Consider the following 17,857-nt stretch of genomic DNA (forward strand, 5'->3'; position numbering starts at 1 on the left):
TCCTCAGAAAACCGGCAGGCTGAAGCCTACCCGACCCGGCGCGTTTTCACACGCGCTTTCAGCCGCTGCCCCCCGTTCTCTTTCAGAACGGGGAGCAGCGGGGGTGGTTTCCAAACGGGAGGTTGCGAAGCGACAAATGGCCAGAGCAAACTTATTTCGGCCGCGCGAAACCGGGCCGCATGCGATGGCCGCCCGCGGTCCCCAGTAAATGGCCTCGCCGGTTCGACCTCGTCAGGATCTCGCGGCCGAAGGTCTGCGAATAGTTGCCCCCTGGAACGCCGTCACGGTTACCGTCAAGGAACACCCCGGTGGCACTCGTCAATCCTTGCGGTGAGTCGCCCCGGACGGTCAGACTGTATTGCCATCGCAGGGGGAGGAGCCGGGTGGGATGGAGCGTCACGGTGTGCGTGACCGCGTCATAGGAAGCGTTTCTAAGGGCGACCGGACGCCGGAGACGGCCACCGTGGGCGATGAGAACGAGCCTGTACTGGCTCAGCTCCTCGGCACGGGCCGCATCCAGCGCCTCGCTGAAGCCCAACACCAGTTGGGTCGGCTGGGCATGGACACCCTGGCGCACCAGGGACACAACCACCGGGGGTGGTATCGGAGCGGCCACGGTCACCGTAACAACCGCCACGTTGTTGGACGCAATGGGGTCGGACTGGTCAGACTGAGTCACCGTCACCACGCTGTTCAACGTGCCGGGGCTGGTCACCAGCGCAGTGATCGTCAGCGTCACAGACTGACCACCGGAGAGTTCGGGAATGCTCCAGAGGCCGCTGGCCGGGTCATAGGTGCCCACGCTCGGCTGGGCCGAAATCAAGGTCAGGCCATCCGGCAGCATGTCTTGCACCACCACCCCCGTCGCGGCGCTCGGTCCATTGTTCGTGAGCGTGTCGGTGATGGTGATCATATCCCCCAGCGTGGGCGTGGGGTCGTCAATGGTTTTAACCACCTCCAGGTCCGCCACGAGGGGAGCCTGCGGATTGACCCCGATGCTGGCGAGATTGTTGTTGGGCACGATGTCGAACTGATCAAGCTTCTGGATCACGGCGACGTTCTGCTCGGAGGCGAGGCTCGTGACCCAGGCAGTGATCAGTAACTGCGTCGAAGCTCCCAGCGCCAGGTTTCCGATGAACCACTGGCCGGTCGTCGGGTCATAGGTCCCGTTCCCGGAGGCCGAAACGAAGGTCAGGCCCGCAGGCAACAGGTCCTGCACCACCACCCCCGTCGCGGCACTCGGTCCGTTGTTGAGAACGGACAGGGTGAACACCACGTTGTCCCCCAAGAACGGGGCGGGGTTGTTCACCGTCTTGGTAATGGCCAGGTCCGTCACCCTGGGGCTCACGCTCGTGCTCGCCGAATTGTTGCTCGAGTCCGGGTCGGGCACGGCGCTGGCGGTCACGGACGCAACGTTCGACACGACGGCGAACGTCGTCACCCGGGCCTGAAGGACGAGCGTCACCACCTGGCCGTTGGCGAGCACCCCGACGTCCCAGAGGCCGGTGACACTGTTGTAGGTTCCCTGCGAAGGAGTCGCCCCGACAAATTCAAGGCCGGCCGGAAGGGGATCCGACACCTGAATACCTGTAGAGCCCACAGGGCCTTTGTTGGTCAGAGTGACGGTGAACGTCAACACTTCGCCGGCATTGGGTGTCGGGTTGTCCACCGACTTGGTGATGGCCAAGTCCGTCGCCTGGGGGCTCACGCTGGTGCTCGCCGAGTTATTGCTCAGGTCCGGGTCGGGCACGTCACTGGCAGTCACGGTCGCGACGTTCGACACGACGGCGAACGTCGTTCGGGCTTGGAGGACGAGCGTCACCACCTGGCCGTTGGCGAGCGCCCCGACGTCCCAGAGGCCGGTAGCACTGTCATAGGTTCCCTGCGAAGGAGTCGCCCCGACGAATTCAAGACCGGGCAGAAGGGGATCCGACACCTTCACGCCCGTTGAATCCACAGGGCCGTTGTTGGTCAAGGTAATGGTGAACGTCACGATTTCGCCGGCATTCGGCGTCGGGTTATCCACCGTCTTGGTGATGGCCAGGTCCGTCACCTGGGGGCTCACGCTGGTGCTCGCCGAGTTGTTACTCGGGTCCGGGTCGGGCACATCACTGGCGGTCACGGTCGCGACGTTCGACACGACGGCGAACGTCGTCGTTCGAGCTTTGAGGACGAGTGTTACCACCTGGCCGTTGGCGAGCGCCCCGACGTCCCAGAGGCCGGTGGCACTGTCATAGGTTCCCTGCGAGGGAGTCGCCTCAACGAATTCGAGACCGGCCGGGAGAGGATCCGACACCTGCACACCCGTCGAGCCCGTGGGACCGTTGTTGGTCAGGGTAACGGTGAACGTCGAGACATCGCCAGCGTTCGGTGTCGGGTTATCCACCGACTTGGTCACGACGAGATCGGCCGCCGGCGGGATGACCACCTGAGCCTCGGTGCTCGACGACGTCACGGTGAAATTGCCCGTGGCGCCGGTGGCCGTGATCGCCGCCTGGTTCGCGATCATGATGCTGTTCGGCGCATTCTGGTTGATCTGCACACGGAAGCGGATGGTGGTCGTCTCGCCAATGGCCAGGGTCCCGCCGGACGCAAAGCTCGCCCCTGCCCCAAGCCGGAACGCGACTCGATTGTTGACGGCGTCGAACTCCGCCTGGTCATCCCCCTCGCCGTCGCTCTTCGCCCCGGAGTTGGCGCCTGAGACGATCTGCAGCGATCCTGGAATGTAAGTGGTATTGGCCGGGATCGCGTCCGTCAGGAACACGTTCGCGGCGATGTCACCGCCTGTGTTCTCCACGGTGACGCTGTACTCGAGAATGTCGCCCTGCAGCGCGAACCCGCCGTTGAGGTCGGTGACGGTCTTGGTGCTCTGCAACTTCGGGGCGAACAGGTCGATGGCGGTGGTCACCACGCCGGGAAAGTAGGTCTCACCACCGGTGTTGAGCGTCACGGTGGCATTCGTGGCGCCATTGGGAATCGCCCCGGCGGGAGCTTGCACGATGTCGGCGTCGAACCCGAGCTGGTTGAGGTAATTCGGCGACTTCGTGTTTACCGCCTGGCCAAGGTACGAGATCGAGCTGTTGAAGAAATTGTCGCGAGGATTCTGGCTATCGCTCAGCGCCGTGCCATTGAGCCGCAAGGTGTCTCCGGTGGACCCACGGTCGCCCTCGTAGGCGACGACACCGATCTTGGCATTCACCGGCCCGGCCAGCGGCGTCTGGAAGCCACTGATCGGGATATCCACATTACGATCGGGGGTAGGGCTACTCCGCACCACCGCAAAGCCGTCGAAGACCGTCAGGTTTCGCGGAGGCGCGGCCGGATCGCGGAAGGCCACCACCAGCGCCCAGCCTGCCTGCTTATCCGACCCGGTGGAAGCCTGGACATTCGCGACCCCGTAGGTGCCGCTCCCCGCGTTCTGGACCAGGCTGGTGACGTCGGCGAACGACTGATAGTCACCGCCGTTGGCCCCGACCAATGCCCCCTTGATCGGGAGATAGCCGTTCGAAGTCGGTGTCTGCAACAGCGACTGGGTCCGCAGTTCCGAGGAGGAGTCGGCCCCCCAATACAGGCCGGCGAACAACACCGTGGCCCCGACCGGCAGGTGCAGATCCGCCCGGCTGGAGTTAAACGTGGTCGGGTCACTATCCACATCCACGTAGACCATGCTGAAGTTATTATTGTTCAGCGCGGTGCCAATACCGGCCTGGGCCGCCGCCGCACCAGGGTCCGAAGCAGGCGCGGTCATGAGCGTGTTGGCCGCGAAGAGGATGTCACCCGTGTCGTTGGCGCTGAAGCGGGCCGTGAACGGCGTGATCACCGCCGGCGCGATCCGGCCTTCCAGCTCCTCAAGCCACACCCGAGAAGCCCGACGGAGAGCCTGGGTACGCCTCGCGACTCGGCTCGCGCTCGTCGCCGAGGGTCGATCAAACCAACCAAGCGGAAATTGACGGCCCATGAGAGCCTCCGGTTGCATTGATGTGGGGATAAGAGCATCAGCAAACCGGCGAAGCTCAGGAATCGCCCTCCTTGGCGGGCACGATCGCGATAAATCGGAAGTGCGCCTCGCCTTACGGTCGGTCGAAGTCCACCGCAACCCTCAAGATCAAGGCCGACGACGAATCGCCACTCATTCGGCCTGATGAGCGAGTCCGGAATACAGCTCCAAGCTAGGAGCAATAAGCAAGCGGAAGCGATGAGAAATATTCGACAGTATGGGGAATGTAAGCAACTTGTCAAGAAATCCCATGTACGATCATCGCGATTTATCCCCAAATGCCACGGCAGCGAATCTCGCAAAAGGATCTCTGACACACACACATGCAAATCACCCTGCAACCATGACTGGCCGAGCCGGTTTCAGCCCACCTCTCCGCGTTCCCGAAGAAGCAGAGGCGACCGGGCCGAGTCGGAGTCACGGCTTCTCTTTCAAGGGGGACGCCCCTTCTTTGTCCGAAGGCGAGGCCTCTTTACGGTTGCCTGTGTGATTCGGTTTCTCACCCAGGGTGACCGCCGCCAGGTCGTCGGCCAGCGCCCAAGCGTCCGTCCCTTCGACGTTGCTCAGGACGACGACGCAGACCCCATCATCGGGAAACCGCAAGAACCGTGCCACGAACCCGTTGATCCCACCGCCGTGGGAGACGCTCCTCCGGCCAAACTGCTTCGTGATCACCCAGCCGTAACCGTAGCCTTCCTCGATGGGGGTGAACATCGCCTCGCGAGCCGCCTGGGGCACCAGCATTTCGGTCAAGAGGGCCCGGTCCCAGAGGAAAAGGTCGTCAACCGTCGAATAGAGGGCCCCGGCGGCGTGGGGAACCGTCATATCAATGAACGAGGCATTGACGCGAAACGGCCCGCGCCCGGCATAGCCCGACGCGCGGTGCTTGAGGACCGGAATCGGGTTATCATAGCCCGTCGACTTCATCCCGAGCGGGTCGAAAATCGCCTCCTGAAGCACGCTCGCATAAGGTTTCCCCGAGACTTTCTCAATCAAGTAGCCGAGCAAGACATAACCCGAGTTGCTGTACTCAAACTGCTCGCCCGGCTTGAACTCAAGCGCCTTGCCCTTGAAGCTGTCGACCAGGTTCTCCAGCATCATATGCCGTCGCATCATCTCCGGGTATTCGGGAAAGCCGGTGAAGTTCGGGATCCCCGAGGTGTGGGTCAGCAGATGCTGCACACAGATCTCATCCCATGCCGCCGGGGCGTCAGGAAGGTATTTTTTGATTTTCTCATGGACGTCGATCTTGCCCTGTTCCTGCAAGATCATCACCGCCATCGCCGTGAACTGCTTCGTGATCGAGCCGACCCGAAACTTGGTCTCGGGCGTGTTGGGAACGTCATGCTCGAGGTTGGCCATGCCGTAGCCCCGCCGCACCAGCACCTTGCCGTCGCGTGCCACCAGAATCGAGCCGCTGAAGCGATCGCGCTGAACACGTGCCTCCAGGAACTCCTCCACCTGAGAAGCCAGGTCCTCCGCCCGAGCCGTGACCGAGAGAGCGAACGAAGGAATGGCCAGCAGGGCGAGCGGAACCAGGACCGACATCCGGCATCGAACTCGTCTCATAGCAGCAGTTCTCCAACCTTGAAGCTCACAGCGACTTGAGAGGCTCGACACAGCCAACCCCGTACTCAACAAAAAAAGGGGCTCTCAATGGTTCCCCCATTGCCTCGGACGGGGCCTCCACGCCACGGCCCATTTCCGGTGGGCCATGTCCACCCTTTCGAGGGACACGGATACCTTGCGTATTGAACCGGAGCCGGGGGCCCCCGACAAGGTCGCACTTCTTGGCGGAGGTTTCCCGAGGATCAGATTTCCTGCAACCACAGACCAAAACGTGAAAAATGGGAGCGACGAAGGCCGCCGGGTTGAACGGCCTGACCGCCTGCGCATTCGCGAGGTTCCTCAATGGAACCGAGAAAAACCTTGGCGGACCGTTGCACGTTCGAGCATCGCCCTGCGGATCAGTGAGGTATCGAGGTGACCGAAGTCGAGTCGCCCGAGACCGTGAAGTGCCCTGCTAACCAAGGAGTCGGATCTCATGCGTATCCTTCAGGTGGCGGCCCAACTGTTCGGCATGGCGGCGGTCGCGGTCGGTTGCTTGACCGCCAGTGAGGCGAAGGCGGATTATCCCTACGGTGGCGGCTATGGGGGAAACCAGCACAGTGGCTACCGTGGCGGATACGGTGGTGACTATTGCGGTGGGTACGGTGGCTACCATGGCGGGCATGGTGGCTACCGCGGTGGGTCTTTCCCCAACCGACCGGGGTATGGTCGACCGCCCCTGTACAACCGACCGGGGTATTATGGCCAGCCACCGTTGCCTGTCTACCGCACTCCCGGTGGCGGCCTGGTAGCGAACCGGCCAGGCGATGGGATCCCCCCGATCTACGTCCGTCGCCCTCTCCCCTGGTGACCCATCAACGGGAGAAACGCAAAGCGGCCCCGGACGCGCTGTCCGGGGCCGCTCGCATTTGGCGACTCAACCAAGGAACGTGATGACCTTGGAAACTTGTCCCAGCCGGGCAAATCCATCTAGTCAACGAACACGAATTCATTTGTATTCAAAAGCAGTCGGCAGGCGTTGGCAAGGCCGTGCTTTGTCGCGAAGGCAGCCAGCACTTCGCGTTCCTCGAGGCGCGGCGGACGGCCGAGCGCCAGGTGGTACGCTTCGTCGATCCGCCGGACCGGGTCATCGCTCAGGGCTTCGAGCCGGTGGGCGAAGGCCCGCGACTGCTGGATCATGAACCGGTCGTTGAGCAGGGCCAGGGCTTGCAGAGGGCTGATGGTGGCCGCGCGGACCGGGGTGTTGATATTCGGGTCGGCGCAGTCGAGCGATTCGAGGAACGGGTGGGGCACGCTCCGCACGATGAATCGGTAGACCGTCCGTCGGCGGGTCTCGGGGCTATCCGTTCGGGCGGGGTCGCCATGGTCGTAGATCGGCGAGTGGTCGTCCTTGAACCGGAAGGGCTCGAAGCCCGGTCCCCCCATCTTCGAGTCGAGCGTACCGCTGACGGCGAGCACGCCGTCGCGGAGCGACTCAGCGTCGAGCTTGGTCCGGTTCATCCGCCAGAGCCAGCGGTTATCCCCATCCTGGGCGGCCGCGTTCGGCTCGTGCCGCGACGATTGGCGGTAGGTCGCGCTGCAAACGATCGCCCGATGCAGGCCCTTCAGCGACTGGCCGTTGTCGAGGAGTTCGGTCGCCAGCCAGTCGAGCAACTCGGGATGAGACGGTGTGGATCCGTTCCGGCCGAAGTCGTTGGGCGTGTCGACCAGGCCACGGCCGAAGTGGCCGTGCCAGAGCCGGTTCGCGATCGAACGCCAGGTCAGAACGTTTCGGACGTTACCGATCCATTCGGCGAGCGCCACGCGACGTGCTCCCTCATCCTTCGCCCCGGTCGCGCTGAAGTCGGAATCAAGGCCGGCCAGGCACGACAAGGCACCGGGGCCAAGAACTTCGCCGGGCTGCTCGACGTCACCACGGTTGAGCAGGTGGATCGTTCGTGGAGTGCGCGCGACCACGGCGTAGACCTGATCGGCCGCCAGGAGTGCCTTGACTTGCCCATCGAGCGCGGAAAGCTCCGTGACGGTCCGATCGATCCCGTCTCGGATCCCGGTATCAACCTGCGACTCCTTCAGAGCTTCATAACGCGATCGGGTCTCCTGCAACTGGTACTGCAACGCGAGCCGTTCGCGAGCCACCGGGTCGGCAAGATCCTCGAGTGAGGTGCGGCTATTGAACCCGTCAACGAGCCGAGCCCGGCCCCACCGGCCCGCTTCGATCGAGTCGAGCGCGGTGACTGCGGCCACCGAGGCGCGACGGCCCTCGGAGATGACGTCCAACTCGCCGAGCGCGAAGACGTAGTCGTCGGTCCGCTTCCAGAGCCGGCTGGCCGTGACCCGGAGAAATCGCGCAGAGGCTTGACCGGGGCGAGGGCGGACGAGGTAAGGGACAAGGCCCGGGTTGGTGAAATCGGCCATCGACTGGTCGACGATGACCACGGGGCGGGCGAACGTTGGCTCATCGGCCAGCTCGACCCGGAACCGGACGGGGAAGCCGAACCCAGGGGTATCCGCGAAGTCAGTCGGCCGCGCCGGGAAGAGGCGGACCTCGTCGATCGGGACCGCGCGACCGAGGTCCACCTGGACCCACTTCACGACGTCGGGTGTGGGGGCAATACCGCTGTGATATCCGTTGGACGGACTGAGGGCCGATGACTTCGGGCCGGGCAGAGCGGCGAGTTGCCCGCGAAGCATCCCGAGTTCATCGTCAAGTTGGACGAGTTCCGGGCTCGTTGTGGCATCGGCCTTGGCCTTGAGGCTTGCGAGGCGGGCGGTGAGATCCTCTTTGCTCGCCTCGATCGCGGCTCTTTTGGCGGCCGACTCGCGTCCGAGAAAGGGCCGCTCGCCGCGTTCGACCCCGGCAAAGACAGCCTGGAGGCGATAGTAGTCTTTTTGAGGGATCGGGTCGAACTTGTGGTCGTGGCAGCGGGCGCAGTGGACGGTCAGGCTCTGGAAGGTGGACATCGTGCTGGCCAGCATGTCGTCGCGATCGTTGAGGCGGGCCTTCTCCTTGTCGACGGTCCCTTCGCGAAGCTCGATGTGTCCGACGAAATCCCAAGGGCCGGCCGCGACGAATCCGGTGGCGATGACGCCGCGTGGATCGCCCGGCCAGAGCACGTCGCCGGCGATCTGCTCCTGGATGAAGCGGGCGTAAGGGACGTCGTCGTTGAGCGACTGGATGACGTAGTCGCGATAGGGCCAGGCGTGGTCGCGCCGCTTGTCCTTGTCGTAGCCGTGGGTATCGCCGTAGTGGACGACGTCGAGCCAGTGCCGCCCCCAACGCTCACCGTACCGGGGCGAGGCGAGCAGGCGGTCGACCAGCCTCTCATAGGCGTCAGGCCGAGGGTCGCCCACGAAGTCGTCAGCCTCCTGCGGCGTGGGAGGAAGCCCGTGGAGGTCGAACGTCAAGCGGCGGATCAGGGTCCGGCGGTCGGCCTCGGGGCTCGGGACCAGGCCCTTTTCTTCCAGGCGGCTGAGGATAAACGCATCGATCGGCGTGCGGAGCCAATCTTGGCGCACGATCATGGGAAGCTTGGGCCGGACCAAGGGACGGAACGCCCACCAGGCCCCGGCCTCGGGACGCCTGGCTTGCAGCGTCAGCCCCTCCGGCCAGTGCGCCCCTTGCGCAATCCAGGCGCGGACGCTGGCCACTTGCGCCGGCTCGAGCGGCCCCCCGGTCTTGGGCATCTCCGGCGGCTCGCCCGAGATCGAGTCCAGCAGCAGACTCTCCTCAGGCCGGCCCGGCACCACCGCCGCGCCGCTCTCGCCCCCGGCCTCCAAACCTTTGGCCGTCGCGAGCGAAAGCTTCGCCTTGGGCGAAGGACCGCTGTGGCAGCCCACGCAGCGTGCTTCCAGCATCGGCGCAACCTGTTCGCGGAACAGGCGATCGTCCGCCCCGATCGCCGCGACCGGCCCGGCCAGCAAGCCCCCAAGGAAGGCCACCAAGCATTTTTTCATGATCATCCCATTTCGCATCGTGAGGCACTTGGGCTTGGGTCGCGGGCATCCCGCCGATTTCTGGGAGCCCCGAAGGGGCGGCCGTCAATAGCCAGGGGCGCAAGCCCCTGGATGTGATCCAAATAAAAACATCTTCATTATTTCGCCACTCTCCCCGCCGCGGCTGGCAAAGGCCGCCATCCCCCTGGCAAGCGTGCCCGCGAACAGGAAAGGGGCAAACGGCCGCCCTGTCGCTAACGCGTGTGTGAGCCATTCTACGACAAGACGGAACAGACGCAACTCGTCGGTCAACCGCTACACCATCGACCGCAGAACGGATGCATAAAGCCAAACAAATGATTGCCGGACAGGGGTATGACCCAAGGGAGAACGACCACAAGCGAGGCAGGAAATGAGTCAAGCCCGGGCAGGCTCGACTTGGAGGCAGGCTGAGAAATGGGAGGGAGTGGACCGCGTCGCTCTTTTGGATGAGTCAGGGAGCAGTCCACGGCCCCGGCCTTCGGGTTCGAAGGCCGGGGCTGTGGGTGGATATCATCGGCCGGGAAGCGTCAAGGGGCCGATCTGCTTGAGGTTATTGATAACCTGGACGCCGTTGCGGTCGTCGACCGGCCGGGGGGACGAGATGATGGCGACGTTGGAGCGTTTGGGGATCTCGGCATGACCGAACGGCTGACCGATCAGGACCGAATCCGAAGCTCGCTTGATCTTGGCCAGGTTGATGTAACCGGCGACGTTGAACACCAGGCCCGTGGCATCCTTGGCGCGGAGCGACTGGACGTTACCCTGGACGTCGATCAGGGCCGAGTTGGCGAGGTCAGGACGGAACGACTCGCTCAGGCCGGTGAGCGGGTTGGGATTGTTGAGGGTGAAGGTTCCGTTCGAGGCCAACGTCTGCGGGCTGAGTAGAGAAACAACGTTCTTGCCGTTGGCAACCCCGGTAATGAGGGCGAGATTCTGGTCAACGCTGCCGAGGACTTGCTGAGGCAGGCTATCCACCGACCCCTCGGGACCGGCGTTGACGAAGTTCCCACTCACCTTGAACGGGGTCCGCGCAGTCTCACTGAGTTGGTTGCCGGCCGTGTTGAGGGCGAGAACCCCGTACTGGAGCAAGTTGGGCTGGAAGCTATCGAAGTGGGCGGCCCCGGTCGCATACATCGTTTGGGAGGCCGGCACACTCGCCAGACCGCCCGAGAGCTCGAACTGGCGAGTGGGGGCGAACGGCTGGCCGGCCGCGACGGCATGCCCGGTGGCCAGGCTGGCGGTGACGTCGATCTGCAACGCGAGGCCCCCTGCCCCCGCCGTCGAGTCGGAAATCACGGTCCGGGTATCCGTCGAGCCGATCCCGTCGATGGCCGTCAGGCCGAGCGACCCAAGGTTGGCCGTGGTGAATTGCCCGACGGGATCGCCGGTGACGGCGTCGAAAGCACGGATGCTGGTGTCATCGCCGACCAGAGCGACGAGCCGGCCGGCGTTGCGGCCCAGGGCGACCCCGGTGTTGGGCGGTCCCATCCCGGTCAGCGGGATCGTCTGGAGCACGGCCCCCGTGGTCGCATCAAAGCGAATCAGCGTATGAGTCGTCGAATCGAGTCCGAAAACTTGCGGATCCTCGATCCCGGCCGTGCTTCGCGGAGCGCCCTTGATGTGGTTGATCACGGCGACGACCCCGGGAGGAGCCGGCGGCGGTCCCGGGTTCACACCAATCGTGGAGCTCCCCCCGGACGGGGTATTTCTCGCGATCGAGTTGAAGTCGGAGACAAACTGCCCCCCGACGCTCGTCAGCGTGCTCGCCCCGAGCAGGTTGGTGATGAACGCAAGGTCCACGCCGTTCGATGAGGTCGACGTAGGCAGCGACGAGCTGGTATTGGTCAGAAACTCGACCGGCTCCTCGCGGAGGTTGATCTGGGTGTTCCGGCCGACCGAGTTGAGGTAGAGCGAGTGGACCCCGCCGGTCAGGTTGATCCGACCGTTGTTGACCAGATCGAAGTCCTTGAAGTTCACCAGGTTAAGAAGGCTGCTGCCAATCCCGCTGAGGTCGTCGGGGTTGAGGTCCTTGTGGTGGATGCTTCTCAAGGTGGCGCGACGGGTCCCCCCCGAGACCTTGGCGACAATCGCCGACTGGGGGCCGGTCTGGCTGAAAATCAGGTTCAAGGCACCGTCGGGATCGACGGTCGAGCCGGCCAGGCTGCCCACCCCATACAGCGTGACGATGACACGAGTTCCCTGGGGCGTCGTGTACGACATCCGCCGGTCCTCGACCGAGATCCCATTCTCTCGGTTGAGCTGCCGCGCATTGGCCGGCACGGCGGTTGCGGCCGCAGTTACACTTGCCGCCTGCAGCGTCCGCCCCTCAAGGCTCTCCAACAACGGGCGGACTCTCCGAGCAGGTCGCGTCATTGACTCATTCATCGCACACTCCCAAAACTCGGCTCGACCGGCAGGCGCCATCCATGGCGGGAGAGCCTGACCTCCGGCAACGCGATCGGTAGGCGGATATTTAAGAAAGAGGCCCGCCCAGCCCAATCGTTGAGGATTATCGACACAATCAACCCAAGAGTTTGTCCGAACGAGCCGGGATCACCGAATTCTCTCCCAAATAACAGCCTGGCCGTCTGAAAAATCACCCCGGCCAGTCTCCCACTGGGCGGGCGACGGCGTACGCCTCCTTACCAAAGTGCGGCGGGCGGCCCAGATGCCAACAAACCAGGCGAAAACCGCTCGAAGAGCCGATATCTTCACCACCTTCGCCGCAGGACGGGTCTCGATGCCCTGGCACAAGGGCCGGAGGACCGTTACACTCGGCGAATCCCGGCCCATGGGGCACGGAGTTGAGGATGATCCTCCGAACACTATCTCGATTTTCAGGAGATTCTCTGGTGCGCCGTTTCGCCACGCTCGCGCTGTCGCTCTCCCTGGTGCTCGGTCTGACAGCAACAAACCGCATGTTGTTTGCTCAGGAACCCGAGAAGAAAGACGCCTCGACGCCTGAGGTCAAGAAGCCGGACGCTCCCAAGGATGACGTCAAGAAAGATGACGCACCCAAGGATGAAGCGAAAGCCGCCACAAAGGACGAGACCCCCGCTCCGATTCCCCCGGAAGTTGAGGCCAAGCTCGAAGCCGCTCGCCGCGCGGTGGCCGAGGCGATCGTTGCCGCCCAGGACGCCGGCTTGGTCCAGACTTCGATCGATCCGCCGCCGATCCTCGACATCCTGATCACGGGCCGCGCCACCGACGAGAAGGCGATCAAAGATCGCACCGGTGTGAGCGTCGAGGTCTTCGGCGCCTGGTTCACCAGCTACGGCAAGGCGATCGAAGGAGTCAACGCGACGAAGGATGTCCGGATCCATCCTCCCACCAAAGGCCTGCAAGCGTTTTACGACCTGCGTGCCAGCATCCTGAACAAGCACATCAAGGCCGTTCGCAGCGCCCAAGAGGCGGCCAAGCCGAAGGAAGAGGCCAAGCCGGCCGAAGAACCCAAGAAGGAAGAAGCCAAGCCGGCCGAAGAACCCAAGAAGGAAGAAGCCAAGCCGGCCGAAGAACCCAAGAAGGAAGAGGCCAAGCCGGCCGAAGAACCCAAGAAGGAAGAGGCCAAGCCCGAAGAGCCCAAGAAGGAAGAGGCTAAGCCGGCCGAAGAACCCAAGAAAGAAGAAGCCAAGGTCGAAGAGACCAAGCCGACCGAAGAACCGGCCAAGCAAGATGAGGTCAAGAAGGAAGAGGCCAAGTAATCTTCGAGCCTGAATCCCCCAAGACAGGGATACCCCGCCCCCTCCGCCACCTGGAGTCCGATGGACCCAGGAAAGCGGAGGGGGCGGATTCGTCTTGAAGGAATGGTGATCTCCCTTCGGAGTGTCCTCAGCCAGCGGAGTGGAATGGCTCACGCGAGGCAACCTAGGTGATAATCTCTCCTGAAAACGTGAAAAAGAGAATGACCGCGGCACCAGCCCTTCTTTTTCTTTTGATTCCGAACTGATGGACTTCGCTGAGCGAGGCTGCCTCCGTGACGCCGACCGCCCTGAACAAGGCGACGACGATTCTCCTGGCCCTTGCCTGCGAGGCGGCCAGCCGCCTGGGGGCGATGGGGGTCCTCATCCTCCCCGAAGGCCCGATGAACTGGGAAGCGATTGCCGCCCTGGGTGACGGCAACCGGATCATGATCGCGGAGTCCTCAGAGCGACATCTCAAGGCCATCACCGAGGCCGGCATGATCGCCATCGAGGTGGATGAGGCCACCGAGTCCGCGATCACCGAGCGGATCACCCTGGCCTTGATCGAGGCCGTGGCCAACGACCAGCTCACGGCCGGAGCCCGCGTGGTCGTGGCCTATTCCGGTTTCGAGGCCGAAACGCTCGACTCGATCACCGTCGTCCGGCTCGGCGAGCACCTCGAACAGCTCAGCTCGCGCGACCTCCGCGCCCTGGAGACCTCGGTCCCGTTTGAGACCCTCAAGGCGGTCGTCGACGTGGCCGTCGAGATCGGCCGCGAAGGCCGCGAAGGTAAGACCGTCGGCACCCTCATCGTCGTCGGCGACGTCCGCAACGTCCTGAGCCGCACCCGCGCGCTCGGCTTCGATCCCTTCAAAGGGTACAAACGCAAGGAACGCAACCTCCGCGACCCCCGCGTCCGCGAAGCGATCAAGGAGATCGCCCAGATGGACGGCGGCTTCATCGTAGGCCGCGACGGCACCGTCGAATCCGCCTGCCGGATCATCGATGCCCCCAACTCCGGCCTGACCCTTCCCAAAGGCCTCGGCACCCGCCACTGGGCCGCCGCCGCGATCACCAACGTCACCAACGCCCTGGCCGTCGTCGTCAGCCAGTCCACCGGAACCGTCCGCCTCTTCCAAAAAGGCGAGGTCATCCTCCGAATCGCCCCCATGCAACACGCCCGCGCCATGAAGTGGCAGGACGCCGAGACCGAACCCGGACCCGGCCGGCTCGACAAGACGAGCTGAACCTTTCGTCCCGGTATCGCTGCCATCCATCGGCACCGGCCCGGCGACCGTCTCGTCGCTGGTCTTGGAAGTGAAGACGGATATATCCCCGAACATGTCCCTAGCCGGGCTTGGGCTCACCCCCAGCCTAAAGTGTTAGCACGGCCTCGGCGAAGTCCGGCTTGACTTTCTTCGCAATAATGCGAAAAAATAAAGAACAGGGTGGAGTCTCGAGTAGGGAGTTTGATTCGGGATGCCAGAAATCGAAATCCGGTTCTACCGCGAAGTCGATGATTCGGTTCCCCTACTCGATTGGCTCGTCCGCTTGCCCGCAGAGGCTCGAGACCGCTGCATTGCCAGGCTAAGCCTTCTTGTTGAAAAGGGGCATGAACTCCGACGACCCCATGCCGAGAACATCGGTGACGGACTCTATGAGCTCCGAGTCAAGTTCTACAGTGAGAACTTACGGATGCTCTACTTCTTTCACGGGCGGACGATCACCGTCGTCTCCCATGGCTTCTCCAAGGAGAGAAAGATCCCACCCGGGGAAATCCAATTGGCCAAGGCTCGGATGGACGCGTTCAAGGCCGAACCCGAACGGCACACATTTCGGCCACCGGCCGATGAGGAATAAAGTATATGCCCCGCCCACCACGGTTCAAATCCGACGGTCTCAAGTACCTGCACGATCGTTTCATCGGCGACGATCCGGAGCGGGTTGCATCCTATGAAAAGGCTCTCGCCAACGCCGACATCGCCCAGGCTATCTATGACCTGCGGACCGAGGCGAAGTGGACCCAGACCGAACTCGCCAAGCGGGTGGGCACGACCCCATCGGTGATTAGCCGACTCGAGGATGCCGATTACGACGGACATTCCCTGAGCATGCTCCGCCGGATCGCCACCGCCTTGGGCCGACGGGTCGAGATCCGCTTCCCCCGACTGGAGGCAATCGCAGAGCTTCAAGCGATCCCCGAAGCTCTGTCGCGGCCAGTTGTGACAGCCCAACCAAAACCACTTACGAATTCCCTCAAGGCCACGAAGGCCGCAGACAAGTCCCACCAAAGCGATGAGCCGCCAATGCGAAGAAAGGCCAAGTCCTCATCATCTGAATCAACCTGCTAACAACCGATATTCCGGATTGCCCAAAAATAATCAGCATCACAACATTCGAACATTAAAAATCGACGCCCCCAACTCCGGCCTGACCCTTCCCAAAGGCCTCGGCACCCGCCACTGGGCCGCCGCCGCGATCACCAACGTCACCAACGCCCTGGCCGTCGTCGTCAGCCAGTCCACCGGAACCGTCCGCCTCTTCCAAAAAGGCGAGGTCATCCTCCGAATCGCCCCCATGCAACACGCCCGCGCCATGAAGTGGCAGGACGCCGAGACCGAACCCGGACCCGGCCGGCTCGACAAGACGAGCTGAGCCTTTCGTTTGCCGTGATATGCGGCGACCATGTTGTCCGGACCACCCAGACGAAGAATCTCCGGCTCTTCAGGTGATCGCACTTCCAATTCTCGATCAGGCCGGCCGCCGGCTTCCCTGATTCTCCACGGCGTGAAAACCACCTCATTTCAAACCGTCCCGCCCTGGGCGGGGTTATCAATTGCTGTTTCACTCGACAGCTTGCGTTTCATGTTTCAGCCTCCGCTTATATTGCCTTCTATAGGCAAACCTTCCACAGGCTGCGATCAGAACGAGGCTGACGACGACAATGGCTCGTGCCAGGTAATATTCAGGGTTTACGAACGAATCGCCAGCGAGCGTATTCGGCTTCAGGTAAACGAAGCCGTTCTGGTTGTCGAGAATGACATTGAATCGCTTCAAAACATCATTGCCCAGCAACCCAAGCTGATCGCCATTCCCTCCTTGATTCTTGATGCTGTAGTTGAAGCCTGCAAAGGCATGATCGCCAATGGTCAACCGAGGGGCGGACGATGTCGCCTGGTTGCTCCCCAGCAGCTTCCCCAGCTCGACAAACAGTTTGCTCGCTGGCGACACGTTGTTGGAATACAGAATGCTGGTATAAGCCCCCGTATCAAACATAAACCAACCTTCGCGCCGTTCGCCACCAATCGCCAGGGAGCCTCGAATGAACGGAACAACGCCGTCAAGCACCATTCCATGTTTTGAATATTTCGAATCGATTTGTGGCAAAGAATCATGGACGACCAACTCTCTCCGATCGTAGTTAATTTCAATCACTTTATCCTGAAAAAGGACGTTACCCAGGAGACCATCTTCCCTGTGAGTCATATTGTCCCCGACCACGAACGGCAGGCCATCCCATTGGAGCTGCTCGACCTGGAGGTGATTTGTGCTACTGGACGGCACGACGTTATTGCCATCGCTATTTATGAGATTGGCGGTGCCGTCAAATTGCATGTTTGCATTGGGGACGGAGCTTTTTTTGATTACGCTTCCTCCGCAACCAAGATCAAACTGGAAGTCCAAAGGTTTCCCCCTATTAAGACGAGCCTTGATGTAAATTTTATCATTATCTCCCAAACTAAACGGAATAACCTCACCAGCGGTGGCAAGGTCGGGCTCAGTGCGGGAATAGGGCTGGAGCTTCCCATAGGCAGCACGTATTTGTGTAGGACAAGCAACTTTATCATTCAAAAGAATCACAAAGTCGTACCGGCCGCCATAATTAACGGAAAATGTGATCGAGTCGATGTCCGAGCGGAAAGTCACGGAATGAGATTTCCTTGGAATCTCGACATAGTAGATATCAGGCTGTTTTTCCGGCATGAGACCCCAGCAGTTTTTTTTGACGTGGTCGCCATCGATGATTGTGATGACTTTCGACCGTGACTTGAGGATGGGAAGATCTTGCTGCGCCGCTGCGGGACTCGAAAGCACCGAGCTCGCCAACAAAAGAAACCGGAACAGCCGGAACAGATGGAAGACGATTGATTTCACGAGAAGCCCGCCCTGCTGTACTTAATCTCAGAAAAGGCTATGCAACCGGGCAGTTATTCGGCTTGATCGACTCATCATTGCGAAGCACCGGTGATTTCGCGCCTGACATTGTGGCGATGGATTCAGGCCGCGTGACACCCGAAGCTGCTCGTCCCGAACGCAGCAGGCCAGGCCCCAGCCTGAAACGGCTCCGTTGTTGATGAGGCAAGCACAATCGCGGCCCAGAGGCCCCTGTCACGTCAAGTGAGCTGGTGACGGCACGGCCGGGAAGATAGCGAACAGGGGCGTGAAGTTGAGGGCGACGTCAGCGTCGAAGACCGCCCGACACTTCCACAGGTGCCAACCCGAGCACAACAAAGATGCAGTCTGATGAGGAAACCCAGCAATGAGTTCCGTCGTCGATCGGGTGGCAGCCGTCGAACCCATTGGTGGAAGAGCACTTGCAGAGCGGTCCAGCCTAACGCGATGCCCACGCGTTGGA

At 62.2% G+C, this 17,857-nt stretch carries 11 protein-coding genes; 6 read left to right on the top strand and 5 right to left on the bottom strand.

The annotated features are described in order from the left end of the window. Positions 1–151: 151 nt before the first annotated feature. Entirely contained in the window at positions 152–3,958 is a 3,807-nt protein-coding gene (locus SINAC_RS36685) for a DUF11 domain-containing protein (protein WP_015250594.1), read from the bottom strand. 456 nt (positions 3,959–4,414) lie between these two features. Further along, positions 4,415–5,566: a serine hydrolase domain-containing protein gene (locus tag SINAC_RS36690; RefSeq protein ID WP_015250595.1), complete on the bottom strand. Its 1,152-nt coding sequence runs from the start codon at positions 5,564–5,566 to the stop codon at positions 4,415–4,417. A 475-nt stretch (positions 5,567–6,041) separates the two neighbouring features. Here SINAC_RS36690 and SINAC_RS36695 point away from each other — a divergent pair, with 475 nt between their 5' ends. Further along, on the top strand, positions 6,042–6,416 hold the full coding sequence (locus SINAC_RS36695; RefSeq protein ID WP_015250596.1) for a hypothetical protein: 375 nt from the start codon (positions 6,042–6,044) through the stop codon (positions 6,414–6,416). Between the two features lie 119 nt (positions 6,417–6,535). Here SINAC_RS36695 and SINAC_RS36700 read toward each other — a convergent pair whose 3' ends face one another. Both SINAC_RS36700 and SINAC_RS36705 read right to left on the bottom strand, forming a co-directional pair. Next, positions 6,536–9,520, bottom strand: a complete 2,985-nt coding sequence (locus SINAC_RS36700) for a PSD1 and planctomycete cytochrome C domain-containing protein (protein WP_015250597.1) — start codon at positions 9,518–9,520, stop codon at positions 6,536–6,538. A gap of 531 nt (positions 9,521–10,051) precedes the next feature. Continuing rightward, complete coding sequence (locus SINAC_RS36705; protein WP_015250598.1) at positions 10,052–11,926, bottom strand: YncE family protein; 1,875 nt, start codon at positions 11,924–11,926, stop codon at positions 10,052–10,054. Between the two features lie 467 nt (positions 11,927–12,393). Here SINAC_RS36705 and SINAC_RS36710 point away from each other — a divergent pair, with 467 nt between their 5' ends. From SINAC_RS36710 to SINAC_RS36730, 5 genes are all read left to right on the top strand, one after another. After that, complete coding sequence (locus SINAC_RS36710; protein ID WP_015250599.1) at positions 12,394–13,242, top strand: hypothetical protein; 849 nt, start codon at positions 12,394–12,396, stop codon at positions 13,240–13,242. Positions 13,243–13,514: 272 nt separating this feature from the next. Further along, a complete protein-coding gene (locus tag SINAC_RS36715) occupies positions 13,515–14,468 on the top strand; it encodes a DNA integrity scanning protein DisA nucleotide-binding domain protein (protein ID WP_015250600.1) in 954 nt (317 codons plus the stop codon). 232 nt (positions 14,469–14,700) lie between these two features. Next, the gene (locus tag SINAC_RS36720) at positions 14,701–15,081 is read left to right on the top strand and encodes a type II toxin-antitoxin system RelE/ParE family toxin (RefSeq protein WP_015250601.1); all 381 of its coding nucleotides are present in this window, start codon (positions 14,701–14,703) and stop codon (positions 15,079–15,081) included. A 5-nt stretch (positions 15,082–15,086) separates the two neighbouring features. Further along, positions 15,087–15,572, top strand: a complete 486-nt coding sequence (locus tag SINAC_RS36725; RefSeq protein ID WP_015250602.1) for an XRE family transcriptional regulator — start codon at positions 15,087–15,089, stop codon at positions 15,570–15,572. Positions 15,573–15,588: 16 nt separating this feature from the next. Then, positions 15,589–15,876, top strand: coding sequence for a DNA integrity scanning protein DisA nucleotide-binding domain protein (locus SINAC_RS36730; protein ID WP_020467138.1), 288 nt, complete (start codon positions 15,589–15,591; stop codon positions 15,874–15,876). A gap of 189 nt (positions 15,877–16,065) precedes the next feature. On the opposite strand, the gene SINAC_RS39395 is transcribed toward SINAC_RS36730, so the two are convergent. Beyond that, positions 16,066–17,376 carry a retropepsin-like aspartic protease gene (locus SINAC_RS39395; protein WP_015250603.1) on the bottom strand — a complete coding sequence of 437 codons (1,311 nt, stop codon included), beginning with the start codon at positions 17,374–17,376 and terminating at the stop codon, positions 16,066–16,068. Positions 17,377–17,857: the final 481 nt, after the last annotated feature.

The organism is Singulisphaera acidiphila DSM 18658, assembly GCF_000242455.2.
Taxonomy (GTDB): Bacteria; Planctomycetota; Planctomycetia; order Isosphaerales; family Isosphaeraceae; genus Singulisphaera; species Singulisphaera acidiphila.